This window comes from Streptomyces sp. NPDC002156 (assembly GCF_053593675.1).
The window spans coordinates 1-15,506 of sequence record NZ_JBSFDA010000215.1 but is presented as its reverse complement, the minus strand read 5'-3'; the positions used below and the strand labels follow the sequence as shown (position 1 = coordinate 15,506).

The window sequence follows — 15,506 nt, the reverse complement described above, 5'->3', positions numbered from 1 at the left end:
GCCCCCGAACCCCCGCTCCTGGTCTTTCAGCCCGTCCGGCGTTTGAGGACGAGGCCGTTCAGGCCGAAAGGGGGGTCTGGGGGCGCAGCCCCCAGGGATGGGAACGGGTAGGGGCGGCGGGGGCGAGAAAGCATCAGGTCAGGTCGAACTCCCCTTCCCGTGCCCCCGACACGAACGCGCCCCATTCCGCGGGCGTGAAAATCAGGGAAGGGCTGTGCGGGCGGCCACTGTTGCGCATCGCGATGAATCCCTCGACAAAGGCGATCTGGACATCCCCCCGCCCACTGCTGCTGGACTGCCAGTCGGCGTTGCTGAGGTCCAGCTCCGGCTTGTCCCAGCCCGCGAGCGGGTGCTCCTGGATCGTGCTCTCGGCCACGTCCGTGCTCCTCCCGGTTTCGTCGTCCGCGGTCAGCCTAGCCATCGCTCCCTGCCGCCGACAGGCCACGTGAGGGGGATGCTTCAGGAGGTGGGCGGTTCGCTGCCGACGAGCCACATGGAAAAGAACTGGGAGCCACCGCCGTAGGCGTGCCCGAGGACCCGGCGAGCCCCGTCCACCTGGTGTTCTCCGGCCAGCCCCCGCACCTGAAGGGCCGCCTCCGCGAAGCGGATCATGCCCGAGGCGCCGATCGGATTGGTGGACAGAACACCCCCCGACATGTTGACCGGCAGGTCCCCGTCCAGCTCTGTGACCCCGGACTCCGTCAGCTTCCAGCCCTCGCCCTCCGCCGCGAAGCCGAGGTTCTCCAGCCACATGGGTTCGTACCAGGAGAACGGTACGTACATCTCGACGGCGTCGATGTCCCGGCGCGGGTCGGCGATCCCGGCCTGCCGGTACACGTCGGCCGCGCAGTCCCGGCCCGCCTTCGGCGACACGGCGTCCTTGCCCGCGAACAGCGTGGGTTCGCTGCGCATCGCGCCGCCGTGCAGCCAGGCGGGCGGGCGCGGAGAGCGGGCGGCTCCGGCGCGGTCGGTGAGGACCATCGCGACGGCGCCGTCGGAGGAGGGGCAGGTCTCGGAGTAGCGGATCGGGTCCCACAGCATGGGCGAGGCCTGGACCTTCTCCAGCGTGATGTCGTGCTCATGCAGATGCGCGTACGGGTTCTTGAGCGCGTTGCGCCGGTCCTTGTACGCGACCAGCGAGCCGACCGTGTCGGGGGCACCGCTGCGTCGCATGTACGCACGGACGTGCGGGGCGAAGAAGCCGCCGGCCCCGGCCAGCAGGGGCTGCTGGAAGGGGATCGGCAGCGACAGTCCCCACATGGCGTTGGACTCGGACTGCTTCTCGTAGGCCAGGGTGAGGACGGTCGCGTGGACGCGGGACCTGACGAGGTTGGTGGCGACGAGCGCCGTGGACCCGCCGACCGAGCCGGCCGTGTGCACGCGCAGCATCGGCTTGCCCACGGCACCGAGCGCGTCGGCGAGATACAGCTCGGGCATCATGACGCCCTCGAAGAAGTCGGGCGCCTTGCCGATGACGACGGCGTCGATGTCGGCCCACGTCAACTCGGCGTCCGCGAGGGCGCGTTGAGCGGCCTCCCGTACCAACCCGGCCATGGACACGTCCCGTCGGGAAGCCACGTGCTTGGTCTGGCCGATCCCGACGACCGCCACGGGTTCACTCGGCATGACGGGGCTCCCCTTCGAGTACGGCGACCAGGTTCTGCTGGAGACAGGGCCCGGAGGTGGCGTGGGCGAGGGCCCGGTCGGACTCGCCCCGGTGGATACGGGCTGCGGCCTCGCCGATGCGGATGAGCCCTGCGGCCATGATCGGGTTGGCGGCAAGGGCACCCCCGGAGGGGTTCACGCGGACCTCGTCGCCCAACCGCAGGGCTTTCCTCAGCACCACCTCCTGCGAGGTGAACGGCGCGTGCAGCTCGGCGGTGTCCACGGGCCATTCGAAGGCGCCGGCCTTCTCGGCGGCGAGGCGCGTCGACGGCGAGTCGGTCAGCTCACGTACGCCCAGAGAGTGCGCCTCGATGCGGTGGTCGATGCCCCGGATCCAGGCGGGCCGCTCGCACAGTTCCCGGGCACGTTCACCGGCGGCGAGGATCACGGCGGCGGCCCCGTCCCCGATCGGCGGACAGTCGCCGGTGCGGAGGGGGCGTACGACATATTCCCCCTGCGGCACCGAACCCCGCAGCTGGGCATGGGAGTTGGCCTGCGCATCCGCCCGGCTCCGGGCGGCGACGGAGGCGAGCGCGGGCTCGTCGGTGTGGCCCTCGTCGATCAGCGCCTGCGCCTGAAGTGCGGCGAGCGCCACGGAGTCCGGCCACAACGGCGCCACGTAGTACGGGTCGAGCTGTCGGGTCAGGACGTCCCGCACCGAGCCCGGCGAGGACTTGCCGTACGAGTAGACCAGCGCGGTGTCGGTGTCACCCGTCAGCAGCTTGGTCCACGCCTCGTACAGCGCCCATGCCCCGTCCATCTCCACGTGCGACTCGGAGATCGGCGGCCAGGCGCCCACCCCGTCGAGGGCCAGGGTGAAGGAGAAGGCGCGGCCGGCCAGGTAGTCGGAGGAGCCGGAGCAGGTGAAGCCGATGTCGCTGGTCTTCAGGCCGGTCTGGTCGAGAACCTCGTGCAGGACCGGCATGAGCATCTCGACTTCGGACAACTCGTCGCTGGTGCGCCGGTGTTCGGTCTGCGCGAAGGCGACGACGGCGATCTCGCGTGTCACAGCGACTCCTTGTACGTCTCGTAGTCCGCGTCGGGTTCGCCGGTGGGCCGGTAGTGGTCGGGGTAGCGGCCCCCTTCCGTCCAGACCGGTTCGACGCGCAGCCCCATGCGCACCTGGTCGTAGGGGATGCCGCCGATCCGGCCGTGCAGGGCGAGGTCGGCGCCGTCGAGGGCGATGTGGGCGTAGACGTACGGCACTTCGATGTCGAGGTTGCGCGCCTTGATGTTGACGATGCAGAACGTGGTGACCGTGCCGCCGGGTCCCACCTCGACCTGCTCGGACGTGGCGACACCGCACGTGGGGCAGGCGCCCCTCGGCGGGACGTACACCTTCCGGCAGGACGGGCAGCGTTCGCCGACGATCCGCCGGTCGGCGAGGGCGTTGATGTAGGCGGTTTGGGCACGGCCTGGCGAGTAGGTGTAGTCGAGGCGGGCCTGCGCGACGATGCCGGTCACCATGTCCTCGAACTGCCCGTCGTGGTCGGGCGGTTCACCGGCGTCCGGGCTGTCGTACGGCTCGAAGCAGGCGATGTCGGTGATCGCGCCGGACCGTTCCGCCGCCCAGCGGACGCGGACGCGCATGCCGGTGTGCACGGCGTCGGGGCCGGGGGCGTCGAGGGCGTGCAGGAGGGCGGTGTCGGCGCCGTCGAGGCGGACCAGGACCCAGGCGAAGGGCGTGTCGAGAGGCTGGCCCCGGCGTGGGGCGTGGTTCCAGGCCCAGGTGGTGACCGTGCCGGTGGGGGCGACCTCGACCAGGTCGCGTATCTCGTCGGCGGTCACCGGGTCGTACTCGACAGGTGGGACGAGGGTGCGGCCGTCGGTGGTGCGGACGCCGAGGACGACCTGTTCGCGCAGGCCGGTGAGGAAAGCGCTCTGGACGGGGCCCAGGGAGCGGGTGAAGGGGAATTCGACGACCAGGGGGGCTTTGAGGACTTCGGTGGTCATCCCGGGGTGCTCCTTCGCGGTAGGGCCTGTCCGGCGGATCAGGCTGGAGGAAAGCAACGGCGCCTCGTTGACGCAGATGTGCGTGCCAAGCCCCGCGTCTCCGGCATGATCCGCCGGGCAGGCTCTAGGCCCGCTTGTAGACGGGCGGGCGCTTCTCGGCGAAGGCACGGGTGCCTTCCTTGGCGTCGGCGGTGTCGAAGATGGGCCAGCCTCGCTTGAGTTCGGCGGCGAGGCCGTCGGTCTCGGTCAGTTCTGCGGTCTCGTAGACGGAGGCCTTGACTGCCTCCACCGCGAGCGGGCCGCAGGCGTTGATCCGTTCCGCTATCTCCAACGCCTTGTCGAGGGCGGTGCCGTCGGGGACGACGTGTCCGATCAGGCCGATGGCGGCGGCCTCCTGGGCGGTGTACGGGCGGCCGGTCAGCAGCATTTCCAGGGCGTGGGTGCGCGGGATCTGGCGTTGCAGGCGGACCGTGGAGCCGCCGATCGGGAAGAGGCCGCGTTTGACCTCGAAGAGCCCGAAGGTCGCCGACTCGCCCGCGACCCGGATGTCGGTGCCCTGGATGATCTCGGTGCCGCCGGCGACGCAGTACCCCTCGATCGCGGAGATCACCGGTTTGCGGGGGCGGTGATGGCGGAGCATCGCCTTCCAGTGCAGATCGGGGTCCGCCTTGAGCCGGTGGCGGTACTGCTCCCCCTCCATGCCGCTCCCGGCGAGGGCCTTCAGGTCCATCCCCGCGCAGAAGGCGCCCCCGGCCCCGGTGAGCACGATGGAGCGGACGGCGTCGTCCTCGTCCGCCTCGACCCAGCCGTCGTACAGCCCGACGAGCATCGGCAGCGAGAGCGCGTTCTTGGCTTCCGGCCTGTTGAGCGTGAGGACCAGTGTGGCGTTCTCGCGCCGCACGGTCAGGTGTTCCGTGCCACCCATCGACCGTCTCCCCTCTGAAAGAACGAGAACAGGTGAAAGAACGAGAACAGGTTGCAGGAGCGGAGGAAGCACTTCAAGGGTTTTCTGACAGGTAGTCAGATTTCTTCGACGCGGCCCCTTCACAGTTGCCGTGCCCTTTGCTCTGATGACCGGCGAGCCGACAAACCGCAAGCAGTGCCCGGGGTCAGGAGGAGCGGTGGAGTACAACCTTGCCGACCTGTTCGAGTCGGTGGTCGACGTGGTGCCCGACCGTGCGGCACTGATGTACATCGACCATCCGGGCACGGGCGCGGAACGCCGTCTGACCTACGCGGAGTTGGACGCCGCCGCCAACCGGGTCGCCCATCATCTGATCGACAGCGGGATCCGTCCGGGCGAGCATCTGGGGCTGCATCTCTACAACGGGATCGAGTACCTCCAGACCGTGCTGGGGTGCCTGAAGGCACGGATCGTGCCGGTCAACGTCAACTACCGCTACGTGGAAGAGGAGTTGGCGTATCTCTACCGGGACGCCGATCTCGTCGCCCTGGTCTTCGACGCGGAGTTCACGGAGCGGGTGGCGGGGGTACGGCCCCGTGCCACGGCGTTGCGGCACCTGATCAGGGTGGGCGAACCGGCCCCGCACGCACCCGAGTTGGACGCGGTGGCCTTCGCCGATGCCGAGGCCGCCGGGTCACCCGAGCGCGGCTTCCCGGACCGTTCCGGCGACGACCAGTTCATCATCTACACCGGCGGCACCACCGGTATGCCCAAGGGGGTGATGTGGCGTCAGGAGGACTTGTTCTTCTCGGGGTTGGGCGGTGGCGCCCCGACGGGCGAGCCGGTCAAGTCTCCGCAGGAACTCGCCGAGCGGGTCGCGGCCGGCGGTGACGGGATCACCTTCTTCCCCACTCCCCCGCTGATGCACGGCACCTCGACCCTGACCGCCTTCATCGCCTTCAACTTCGGCCAACGGGTGGTGATCCACCGCAAGTTCGTGCCGGAGGAGGTACTGCGCACGATCGAGCAGGAGAAGGTCACGAGCGTGTCCCTGGTGGGCGACGCGATGCTGCGTCCGCTGATCGACGCGCTCAACGGGCCGATGAAGGGCACGGACTGCTCGTCGATGTTCAGTGTCTCGTCGTCCGGCGCGATCATGTCGGACACGGTGCGCGCCCAGTTCCAGGCCCTGGTGCCGAACTGCATGCTGCTGAACAACTTCGGGTCGTCGGAGTCGGGCTTCAACGGGACGGCGACCGAGGACTCGGGCCCGGGACGCGGCTTCCGCATCCGCGTCAACTCGCGTACCCAGGTGGTGGATCCGGCCACCTACGAGCCGGTTCCCCCGGGCGAGGTGGGCCGGATCGCCCAGCGCGGCCACGTACCGCTCGGCTACTACAACGACCCCCGGAAGACGGCGGAGACCTTCTTCGAGAAGGACGGCGAGCGGTGGGCGTTGCTGGGCGACATGGCGACGGTCGACGAGGAGGGTGTCGTCATCGTCCTGGGCCGGGGCTCGCAGTGCATCAACACCGGCGGGGAGAAGGTGTATCCGGAGGAGGTCGAGCAGGCGCTCAAGTCCCATCCGGACGTGTACGACGCGCTCGTGGCCGGCGTTCCGGACGCGACGTGGGGCAACCATGTGGCGGCGGTGGTGCAGTTGCGGGATGGCGCGACGCGGCCGACGCTGACGGACGTACAACTGCACTGCCGTACGCAGCTGGCGGGCTACAAGATCCCCCGGCAGCTGGTCATCGCGGAGGCGATCCAGCGGTCGCCGAGTGGCAAGGCGGACTACCGGTGGGCGCGAGAAGTGGCCGTAGCCGCAGATCAGTAAGGGTTTGTTCAACGTCGGGTCAATGATCGCGCGGGACTGAACCGGAGGTGAATGCGAGCCGTACCGGTAGTGTCGACGTCGGCCGTTTCGGCCGCTTCGTCACGCACCACCGGTCATCGCACGGAAGGACACTTCGGTGTCGCACCTCACGCCCCCTCGTCAACTCCCGGAGCCGGACGCGGACTCACCGAACGGGACCACGGCCGAGGATTCCTCGGCCGCTCCCGAGGTGAAGGACACCGAGCCCGACGCCCCGAAGGACCTGGATCCGGCACACGAGGAAGCGGCCGAAGCGACCGGGCCGACGACGGCGGACGAGGCGGACGAGTCCGCCGACACGACGGCCTCCGATTCCGCGGCCACCGACGAACCCGACCCGAACAGCGCCGCCTCCTCTTCCGTCCGCCCCGGCTGGTTCGGCTGGCGTCGTCGTTTCCCCCGCGCCGCACGTGCCGTGCGGGTGGGCACGAGTGTCCTCGCCGGTGTGCTGGTGGTCGGCGTGCTCCTCATGCCCAACCGCCTCGACCGGATCACCCTGCAGTCGTTCCTCCGTCTGCCTGTCGAGGCGATCCTCCTTGCGGCCGTCCTGCTCGTACTGCCGTCGAAGGCGCGGCGGATCACGGCCGTCGTCCTGGGGGCGTTCCTCGGGCTGTCCACCGTCCTGAAGTGTCTCGACATGGGCTTCTACCAGACCCTGGCCCGGCCGTTCGACCTGGTCTTCGACTGGGTTCTGCTGAGCAACGGGGCGGACTTCCTGAAGGACTCGCTCGGTCGTTCGGGCGAGGTGCTCGTGGTGATCGGCGTGATCGTCCTGCTGATCGCCGTTCTCGTGCTGAGCGCGCTCGCGATGGTGCGGCTGGCCGACCTGATGGCCCGGCACCGCCCCACGGCCGTGCGCGGCACGCTGGTCCTCGGCACCGCATGGATCGTCTGCTTCACCATGAGCGCGCAGGCAGGCGGCGTGACGATAGCCACCAAGGGCTACTCCCAGTACCTCACCAACAAGGTGCAGTACGTCCGCGACGGCCTCGGGGACGCCGAGGTCTTCGAGAAGCAGCTCAACGTCGACGCCTTCGCCAACACCCCGTCCGACCAGTTGCTGACCGGGCTTCGTGGGAAGGACGTGCTGTTCACCTTCGTCGAGAGCTACGGCCGGGTGGCGATCGACGATCCGACGATGGCCCCGGAGATCGACAAGACGCTCAAGGAGGGCGACGCCAGGCTCAAGTCGGCCGGGTTCGCGGCGCGCAGCGGCTGGCTCACGTCACCCGTGACGGGCGCCGGCAGCTGGCTCGCCCACACGACGTTCCTGTCCGGTCTGTGGATCAAGAACCAGCAGCGGTACCGGACCGTGACGACCAGTGACCGCGCCTCCCTCACCAGCTACTTCCAGAAGACCGGCGCCTGGCGCACGGTCGGCATCGTCCCCGGTGTCCGGAAGTCCTGGCCCGAGGGCAAGTACTTCGGCCTCGACAACATCTACGACTCCACGCACCTCGGCTACCAGGGTCCGTACTTCAGCTGGACACCGGTGCCGGACCAGTTCACCCTGGAGGCCTTCCAGAAGCTGGAGCACGGGAAGAAGGACCGCGAGCCGATCATGGCGGAGATCATCCTCGCCTCCAGCCACAACCCCTGGTCCCCCATCGCCCGCATGGTCGACTGGAACGACCTCGGGGACGGTTCGGTCTTCAACAAGATCAAGGCGGAGGGTACGAACCCCACCGAGGTCTGGAAGAGCGCCAAGCGCGTGCGGACCGAGTACCGCAAGGCCATCCAGTACTCCCTGGACAGCCTGGTCCAGTGGGTCCAGCGCTACGGCGACGACAACACCGTCCTCGTCCTCCTCGGCGACCATCAGCCCGTCCCCACGGTCACCGGGGGCAGCGCCAACAAGGACGTGCCGATCACGATCGTCGCCCACGACCCGAAGGTGCTGGACCGAGTCGCCGACTGGGGCTGGACGGACGGACTCAAGCCCGCGGCCAACGCCCCCAAGTGGGGCATGGACCAGTTCCGCGACCGGTTCATGACGGCGTACGGGCCGGAGAAGAAGTAGCGCGGTCCGCCCCGAGGAACGGCTCCACCACGGCCAGGAACTCCTCGGGGCGGGTCTCATGGACCAGATGCCCGGCGTCGACGGTCACCAGCCGGGCCCCGGGAATGCGTGCGGCGAGCGCAGCGACCTCGTCCTGCGGGATCGGGCTGCCGGCACCGCCGCCGATCACCAGCGTCGGCGCGGTGATCCCGGACATGTGTTCCCACCAGACGGGGGCGGGCGCGTTCCGCTGGGCGTCGGTGGACCGGATCATGGCCCAGTCGAAGGGCAGGTCGCCGTCGGGGCGCTCGGCGGGCGCCCGGGGCGGATCGAGCGGAAACGGCGCGGGTACGTCCTCCAGGACAAGGCGCCGTACGACGTCGGGGGCGTCCTGTGCCAGCAGATACGCGACGGCGCCGCCGAGGGAGTGGGCCACGACATCCGCGCGGGCGATGCCCAGGACGTCAAGGAAGGCCCGTACGTCGTCGCGCATGGCCTCGTACGCGTACGCACCCGGCCAGTCGCTGCGTCCGTGACCCCGTAGGTCGGGGGCGTACAGCCGACGCGGCCCGGCGGCGAGCCGTCCGGCGACCGGGGCCCAGTCCGCGCCGTCGGCACCGCGGCTGTGGAGCAGGAGGACGGGCGGCGCGTCCTCGGGGCCCCAGGCCCGGTACGCGAGGGAGATGCCGTTCGCCTTGACGGTACGGAGTTCGGTGTCCACGCCGACGAACGTAACCGGCGGTCGGCGGAACCCGGCCCGCGTTCTGCTGAGGGCCGACACGCACCGAATCCTCGAAGTACGACCTCTTGCGAGCGCCGGGCCCCCCTGGATTACTGATCCCGAGCACCGGCGACCGAATGATCGGTCGCCCGTGCCGGACCAGGTGGCCGCGATGTGAGGGAGACGCCCGATGGCGGATGCGACGGAGTGGCTGGACGCGGGCGAGCGTCTCGGCCTGGAGGCCCTGCACGCCCTCCAGCTGGAGCGGCTGCGGACCTCGCTGCGGTACGCCTACGACAACGTGCCCTTCTACCGCGCGTCCTTCGACAAGGCGGGCGTACACCCGGAGGACTGCCGTTCCCTCGCCGACCTGTCCTTGTTTCCCTTCACCACCAAGGCGGACCTGCGCGACACCTACCCGTACGGGATGTTCGCCGTCCCCCGGGACCGGGTCCGCCGTATCCACGCGTCGAGCGGCACCACCGGGCGCCCGACGGTCGTCGGCTACACGGACAACGACCTGTCCCTGTGGGCCGACCTGGTGGCCCGTTCGATCCGGGCGGCGGGCGGCAGGCCGGGCGACACGGTCCATGTGGCGTACGGATACGGCCTGTTCACGGGCGGTCTCGGCGCGCACTACGGCGCCGAACGGCTCGGCTGTACGGTGATCCCCGCGTCCGGCGGGATGACGGCCCGCCAGGTCCAGCTGATCCGGGATCTGCAGCCCGGGATCATCATGGTGACGCCCTCCTATCTTCTGACGATCCTCGACGAGTTCGAGAAGCAGGGCGTCGATCCTCGGGGTACTTCCCTACGGGTCGGCATCTTCGGGGCCGAGCCGTGGACCGAGCGGATGCGGGAGGAGATCGAGGAGCGGTTCGCGATCGACGCCGTCGACATATACGGGCTGTCGGAGGTGATCGGCCCGGGGGTCGCCCAGGAGTGCGTGGAGACCAAGGACGGGCTGCATGTCTGGGAGGACCACTTCTTCCCCGAGGTCGTCGACCCGATCACGGGCGAGGTGCTGCCGGAGGGGGCGAAGGGGGAACTGGTGTTCACCTCGCTCACCAAGGAGGCGATGCCCGTGATCCGTTACCGGACCCGGGATCTGACGCGTCTGCTGCCCGGTACGGCCCGGGTCTTCCGGCGGATGGAGAAGGTCACCGGGCGCAGCGACGACATGCTGATCGTGCGCGGGGTGAACCTCTTCCCCACCCAGATCGAGGAGATCGTGCTGCGCACTCCGGGTGTGGCGCCCCACTTCCAGCTTCGGCTGACCCGCGAGTCCCGCCTCGACCTCCTCACCGTCCGCGCCGAGGCCCGCCCGGGCGCCACCCCCGAGATCCGGGACGCGGCGGCCCACGCCATCGTGACGGCGGTGAAGGACGGCATCGGGATCTCGGCGGCGGTGGAGATCGTGGCGCCGGAGACACTGGAGCGGTCGGTGGGGAAGATCAGGCGGGTGGTGGATCTGCGGCCCGACTGAGACGTCGGTCGGCAAGGAATTTCGCAGGTCAGGTGCCGTTGTCAGTGGTCGGCTCTAGTGTGGTCGGCGAGAGGAAGATCCGCGCCGAGGAGACGAAGAGGTTCCCATGACGACCCTGCCCGGCAGGCCGAACAGCGCGCTGCTCATCATCGACGTCCAGAACGGCGTGGTGGCCGGTGCCCACGACCGCGACGCGGTGATCGCGAACATCAACACCGTCGTCGACAAGGCCCGCGCGGCGGACGTGCCCGTGGTCTGGGTGCAGCACTCCAGCGACGAGTTCAAGATCGACAGCGAACCCTGGGAGTTCGTGCCGGAACTGGTCCGCCGGGACGCCGAACCCGTGGTCCACAAAAGGTACGGCGACTCCTTCGAGGCCACCGATCTGGAGTCCGTCCTCGCCGAGCGCGGGGTCGGCCGGCTGGTCGTCACGGGTGCCCAGTCCGACGCGTGCGTCCGCTCGACCCTGCACGGCGGCTTCGTGCGCGGGTACGACGTGACGCTGGTCGGCGACGCCCACACCACGCAGGACCTCACGGAGTACGGCGCGCCGGCCCCGGCCGAGGTGATCTCCCACACCAACCTCTACTGGCAGTACCAGACCGCGCCGGGGCGCACCGCCGGGACGGTCAGCTCGGCGGACATAGCCTTCACGAGCGACGACGAGGGCGCGGGCCCGGGCGCCGGCGAGGGCTGACGGTCAGGAGTCCGCGAACCGGTCCCTGAGTTCCCGCTTGAGGATCTTCCCGCTCGCGTTGCGCGGCAGCTCGTCGACGAACAGAACCCGCTTCGGTGCCTTGAAGTGGGCGAGCTTCTCGCGGGCGTGGGCGATGAGTTCGGCCTCCGTGACCTCGCCGCGCGGGACGACGACCGCCGTGACCGCCTCGATCCAGCGCTCGTCGGGCAGGCCGACGACGGCCGCCTCGGCGACCGACTCATGGGTGTACAGGGCGTCCTCGACCTGGCGTGAGGCGATCAGTACGCCACCGGTGTTGATGACGTCCTTCACCCTGTCGACAACGGTGTAGTAGCCGTCGGCGTCCCGGACGACGAGGTCACCGGAGTGGAACCAGCCGTCGCGGAAGGCGGCGCTCGTCTCCTCGGGCTTGTCCCAGTAGCCCTCGCACAACTGCGGGGACCGGTAGACGACTTCGCCGGGGGTACCGTCGGGTACGTCCTCGCCGTCCTCGTCGACCACCCGTGCGTCCACGAACAGCACCGGGCGCCCGCAGGAGTCCAGTCGGCCCTTGTGCTCATAGGGCCCGAGAACCATGGAGAGGGGGCCGATCTCGCTCTGGCCGAAGCAGTTGTAGAAGGCGAGTTTCGGGAGGCGCTCACGCAGCCGTTCCAGGACCGGGACCGGCATGATCGACGCCCCGTAGTAGGCCTTGCGCAGTCCGCTCAGGTCGCGGGTCGCGAAGTCGGGGCGATTGGCGAGGCCGATCCACACGGTCGGCGGCGCGAACAGGCTGTCCGCCCGGCCGGCCTCGACGAGGTCGAGGATGGCGTCGCCGTCCGGTGCGTCGAGGACGACGTTCGTGGCGCCGACGGCGAGATACGGCAGCAGGAACACATGCATCTGGGCCGAGTGGTAGAGGGGCAGCGAGTGCACGGGCAGATCGCCGGCGCTCAGGTCGAGGGCGGCGATCGCGCTCAGGTACTCGTGCACCAGGGAGCGGTGGGTCATCATCGCGCCCTTGGGCAGCGCGGTCGTCCCGGACGTGTAGAGCAGCTGCACCAGGTCCTCGGTGCGCGAGTCGGGACCGTCGTAGGGGGCGGTGTCGGCGAGTCGGGCGAGGAGCGAGTCGTCGGCGTCGCGGAGCGGCAGGGTCCGTACGCCGTCGGGGAGTTGGGCCGCGAGGTCCGGGTCGGCCAGAACCAGGGTGCTGCCGGACTGGTCGACGAGGTACGCGAGGTCGTCGCCGGTCAGGTTCTGGTTGACGGGGACGTGCACGAGTCCGGCGCGGGCGCAGGCGAGGAAGGCGATCAGATAGGCGTCCGAGTTGTGGCCGTAGGCGGCGACCCGGTCGCCGGGGGCCAGGCCCTCGCCGCGCAGCAGGCCCGCCGCGCGGGAGACGGCCTCGTCGAGTTCCTCGTAGGTCCAGGACCGCTCGCGGTACTCGACCGCGACCCGCGCCGGAACGCGCTGGGCGCTGCGTCGCAGGACCCCGTCAACCGTGCTGCCGTATTGCTGCGTCATAACCCGTGATCCTGGTTCCGGCCCCGAAGGAGGTCAAGCACCGAAGCAGGTCAGCGCACACATAGTGCACATACCCGTTGGTACGCTCAACCGCCCTTTCCCCCAATGACGTTGGGAGGCACGATGCGCACCCGCACAAGACGGCTCGTCGTTACGGCCGTCGCGTTACTCACCGCCACGACAGCACTGCCGGCCGCCACGGCGCAGAGCCGGCAACAACAGGCGGCGCAAGCCGCACAGGCGGCACAGCAACATCCGTCCCAGGGCGGCCTGTCGGCCGTGATCCGCTACACCGAGTACGGCATCCCGCACATCGTCGCGAAGAACTACGCGAACCTCGGCTTCGGCAACGGCTGGGCGCAGGCCGCCGATCAGGTGTGCGTGCTCGCCGACGGTTTCACGACCCTGCGCGGCGATCGCTCGCGCTACTTCGGACCGGACGCGGCGACCGACTTCTCGCTCTCCGACGCCTCGGACAACCTCTCCAGCGACCTGTACTTCCGTGGCGTGCGGGACAGCGGCACGGTCGAGCGGCTGCTCGCCCAGCCCGCGCCGCAGGGTCCGAGCAAGGCCGTCAAGGACCTGATGAACGGCTGGGCGGCCGGCTACAACGCCTGGCTGAAGCAGAACCGGGTCAAGGACCCGGCGTGTGCGGGCGCGGCCTGGGTCCGGCCGGTGACCGGTCTCGACGTGGCGACCCGCGCGTACGCCCTCGCCGTGCTCGGTGGCCAGGGCGGCATGGTGAACGAGATCACCAGCGCGCAGCCACCCGCCGCGGCCACCGCCGCCGCCCCTTCCACCGCCGGCTCCTCCCTTCCGGACGCCTCCGCCGCCGCCAAGAGCGCGCGCGAGCTGTTCGACATCTCCGACATGGGTTCCAACGCGGTGGCGTTCAACGGCAGTACGACGGCCAACGGGCGTGGTCTGCTGCTCGGCAATCCGCACTACCCGTGGCAGGGCGGACGCCGGTTCTGGCAGTCCCAGCTGACGATCCCGGGTGAACTGAACGTCGCGGGCGGGTCGTTGCTCGGCTCCCCGACCATATCCATCGGCTACAACGCGAACGTGGCGTGGAGCCACACCGTGTCCACCGGTGTGCCGCTCAGCCTGCACCAGCTGAAGCTGGACCCCGCCGACCCGACGACGTACCTGGTCGACGGCAAGCCGGAGCAGATGACACGCCGGTCGGTGACCGTCCCGGTGAAGGACGGCGCGCCGGTGACCCGCACCCAGTGGTGGACCCGCTACGGCCCGGTCATCCTGTCGCCCAGCGCCGGGCTTCCGTTGCCGTGGACCTCGACAACGGCGTACGCACTCAACGACCCGAACGCCGCGAACCTGCGCTTCTACGACACCTCGCTCGACTTCAGCAAGGCGCGCGGCACGGACGACGTCCTCACTTCCCTCGACGAGCACCAGGGCATCCCCTGGGTGAACACCGTCGCCGCCGACTCCTCGGGGCACTCCCTGTTCGCCCAGTCGCAGGTACTGCCCCGGGTCACCAACGAGTTGGCGGCAGCCTGTTCGACCCCGCTCGGCAGGGTCACCTACCCGGCGGCGGGGGTCGCGATCCTCGACGGCTCACGCACCGACTGCGCGATCGGCGACGACCCGGACGCCGTGGCGCCCGGGATATTCGGACCCGCGCGCATGCCCACGCTGCGGGACACGCCGTACGTCGAGAACTCCAACAACAGCGCGTGGCTGGCCAACCTGGACCAGCCGATCACCGGCTACGAGCGGATCTTCGGCCCGGTCCGTACGGCTGCCTCGCCGCGTGCCCGCGGTGCCGTCGCGGACGTCGCGGCGCTGGCTGCGAAGGGTGGACTCACGGTCGCGGATCTCCAGCGGCTCCAGTTCGCGAACCGCTCGACGACGGGTGCGCTGGCCGCGCCCGACGCGGCCCGGGCATGCGCGGCACTGCCGGGCGGTACGGCAACGGGCACTGACGGAACGGCAGTTGACGTCAGCGAGGCCTGCGGTGTGCTGGCCTCCTGGGACCGCACCATGAACAGCGACAGCCGGGGTGCGCTGCTCTTCGATCGGCTCTGGCGCAAGCTCCTCGGCGCCGTGCCGGCCGCGCAACTCTGGAAGGTGCCGTTCTCGGCGGCGGACCCGGTCGGCACCCCGAACACGCTCAACACCGACGCGCCGGGCTTCACCAAGGCCCTCGCCGACGCGGTGACGGAGCTGCGGGCGGCGAGCATCCCGCTGAACTCCAGGCTCGGGGAGCACCAGTACGTCGTACGGAAGGGTCAGCGCCTCCCCGTCGGCGGCGGTGCCGAGCCCCTGGGCGTGTGGAACAAGATCGAGCCCATCTGGGACACAGCGAACGGCGGCTACCGGGACAACGCGTTCGGGTCCAGCCACATCCAGGCCGTGGGCTGGGACGGCAGCCGCTGCCCGGTGGCCCGCACGCTGCTGACGTACTCCCAGTCGTCGAACGCCAACTCGCCGCACTTCGCGGACCAGACGCGGCTGTTCTCGGCCGAGAAATGGGTCAGCGCGCGGTTCTGCGAGAAGGACATCCTGTCGTCGCCCATGCTGCGGGTGATCAGGGTGCACGGCTGACGCACGTACGGTCAGACTGGTGGGGGGCCGGGCCCGGGGCCGGGGGGGGGGGGGCCCGGCCGGGGGGGCCGCCCGCGCGCAACGGGCCGCGACGGGGGCCCCCCTAACGGGGGGGCGACGCGCGCGTGTTG

General features: G+C 69.9%; 12 protein-coding genes. 5 read left to right on the top strand and 7 right to left on the bottom strand.

Features of this window, described 5'->3' with window-relative positions:
* Nucleotides 1–133: 133 nt before the first annotated feature.
* The 5 genes from ACWCRB_RS44480 to ACWCRB_RS44460 form a co-directional block, all read right to left on the bottom strand.
* Complete coding sequence (locus tag ACWCRB_RS44480) at nucleotides 134–376, bottom strand: DUF397 domain-containing protein (protein ID WP_055523791.1); 243 nt, start codon at nucleotides 374–376, stop codon at nucleotides 134–136.
* Between the two features lie 83 nt (nucleotides 377–459).
* Nucleotides 460–1,626, bottom strand: a complete 1,167-nt coding sequence (locus tag ACWCRB_RS44475) for a thiolase domain-containing protein (protein ID WP_451001512.1) — start codon at nucleotides 1,624–1,626, stop codon at nucleotides 460–462.
* Nucleotides 1,616–2,674: a thiolase domain-containing protein gene (locus ACWCRB_RS44470; protein ID WP_451001511.1), complete on the bottom strand. Its 1,059-nt coding sequence runs from the start codon at nucleotides 2,672–2,674 to the stop codon at nucleotides 1,616–1,618. The genes ACWCRB_RS44475 and ACWCRB_RS44470 overlap by 11 nt, the downstream gene beginning before the upstream one ends.
* Nucleotides 2,671–3,618, bottom strand: a complete 948-nt coding sequence (locus ACWCRB_RS44465; protein WP_451001510.1) for a Zn-ribbon domain-containing OB-fold protein — start codon at nucleotides 3,616–3,618, stop codon at nucleotides 2,671–2,673. The genes ACWCRB_RS44470 and ACWCRB_RS44465 overlap by 4 nt, the downstream gene beginning before the upstream one ends.
* Nucleotides 3,619–3,742: 124 nt before the next feature.
* Nucleotides 3,743–4,543: a crotonase/enoyl-CoA hydratase family protein gene (locus tag ACWCRB_RS44460; protein WP_389347420.1), complete on the bottom strand. Its 801-nt coding sequence runs from the start codon at nucleotides 4,541–4,543 to the stop codon at nucleotides 3,743–3,745.
* A gap of 196 nt (nucleotides 4,544–4,739) precedes the next feature.
* Between ACWCRB_RS44460 and ACWCRB_RS44455 the strand changes: the two genes are divergently transcribed.
* Both ACWCRB_RS44455 and ACWCRB_RS44450 read left to right on the top strand, forming a co-directional pair.
* Nucleotides 4,740–6,359 carry an acyl-CoA synthetase gene (locus tag ACWCRB_RS44455; RefSeq protein ID WP_451001509.1) on the top strand — a complete coding sequence of 540 codons (1,620 nt, stop codon included), beginning with the start codon at nucleotides 4,740–4,742 and terminating at the stop codon, nucleotides 6,357–6,359.
* Between the two features lie 136 nt (nucleotides 6,360–6,495).
* Nucleotides 6,496–8,418: a sulfatase gene (locus tag ACWCRB_RS44450; RefSeq protein ID WP_451001508.1), complete on the top strand. Its 1,923-nt coding sequence runs from the start codon at nucleotides 6,496–6,498 to the stop codon at nucleotides 8,416–8,418.
* On the opposite strand, the gene ACWCRB_RS44445 is transcribed toward ACWCRB_RS44450, so the two are convergent.
* Nucleotides 8,387–9,118 carry an alpha/beta fold hydrolase gene (locus tag ACWCRB_RS44445; protein ID WP_451001507.1) on the bottom strand — a complete coding sequence of 244 codons (732 nt, stop codon included), beginning with the start codon at nucleotides 9,116–9,118 and terminating at the stop codon, nucleotides 8,387–8,389. The genes ACWCRB_RS44450 and ACWCRB_RS44445 overlap by 32 nt on opposite strands.
* Nucleotides 9,119–9,308: 190 nt before the next feature.
* Between ACWCRB_RS44445 and paaK the strand changes: the two genes are divergently transcribed.
* Nucleotides 9,309–10,604, top strand: coding sequence for a phenylacetate--CoA ligase PaaK (paaK, locus tag ACWCRB_RS44440; protein ID WP_451001506.1), 1,296 nt, complete (start codon nucleotides 9,309–9,311; stop codon nucleotides 10,602–10,604).
* A 106-nt stretch (nucleotides 10,605–10,710) separates the two neighbouring features.
* Nucleotides 10,711–11,301 (top strand): cysteine hydrolase family protein, encoded by a 591-nt coding sequence (locus tag ACWCRB_RS44435; protein WP_451001505.1) that lies wholly within the window; start codon nucleotides 10,711–10,713, stop codon nucleotides 11,299–11,301.
* Between the two features lie 3 nt (nucleotides 11,302–11,304).
* Here the strand turns inward: ACWCRB_RS44435 and ACWCRB_RS44430 are convergent, their stop codons facing one another.
* The gene (locus ACWCRB_RS44430) at nucleotides 11,305–12,804 is read right to left on the bottom strand and encodes an acyl-CoA synthetase (RefSeq protein WP_451001504.1); all 1,500 of its coding nucleotides are present in this window, start codon (nucleotides 12,802–12,804) and stop codon (nucleotides 11,305–11,307) included.
* A gap of 123 nt (nucleotides 12,805–12,927) precedes the next feature.
* On the opposite strand from ACWCRB_RS44430, the gene ACWCRB_RS44425 reads away from it, so the two are divergent.
* On the top strand, nucleotides 12,928–15,375 hold the full coding sequence (locus ACWCRB_RS44425) for a penicillin acylase family protein (RefSeq protein ID WP_451001503.1): 2,448 nt from the start codon (nucleotides 12,928–12,930) through the stop codon (nucleotides 15,373–15,375).
* Nucleotides 15,376–15,506: the final 131 nt, after the last annotated feature.

Bases quoted from the DNA above. Each gene is read 5' to 3' on its own strand.
- ACWCRB_RS44475 (WP_451001512.1), bottom strand. From the start codon at position 1,626: ATGCCGAGTGAACCCGTGGCGGTCGTCGGGATCGGCCAGACCAAGCAC.
- ACWCRB_RS44465 (WP_451001510.1), bottom strand. From the start codon at position 3,618: ATGACCACCGAAGTCCTCAAAGCCCCCCTGGTCGTCGAATTCCCCTTC.
- ACWCRB_RS44460 (WP_389347420.1), bottom strand. From the start codon at position 4,543: ATGGGTGGCACGGAACACCTGACCGTGCGGCGCGAGAACGCCACACTG.
- paaK (WP_451001506.1), top strand. From the start codon at position 9,309: ATGGCGGATGCGACGGAGTGGCTGGACGCGGGCGAGCGTCTCGGCCTG.
- ACWCRB_RS44435 (WP_451001505.1), top strand. From the start codon at position 10,711: ATGACGACCCTGCCCGGCAGGCCGAACAGCGCGCTGCTCATCATCGAC.
- ACWCRB_RS44430 (WP_451001504.1), bottom strand. From the start codon at position 12,804: ATGACGCAGCAATACGGCAGCACGGTTGACGGGGTCCTGCGACGCAGC.
- ACWCRB_RS44425 (WP_451001503.1), top strand. From the start codon at position 12,928: ATGCGCACCCGCACAAGACGGCTCGTCGTTACGGCCGTCGCGTTACTC.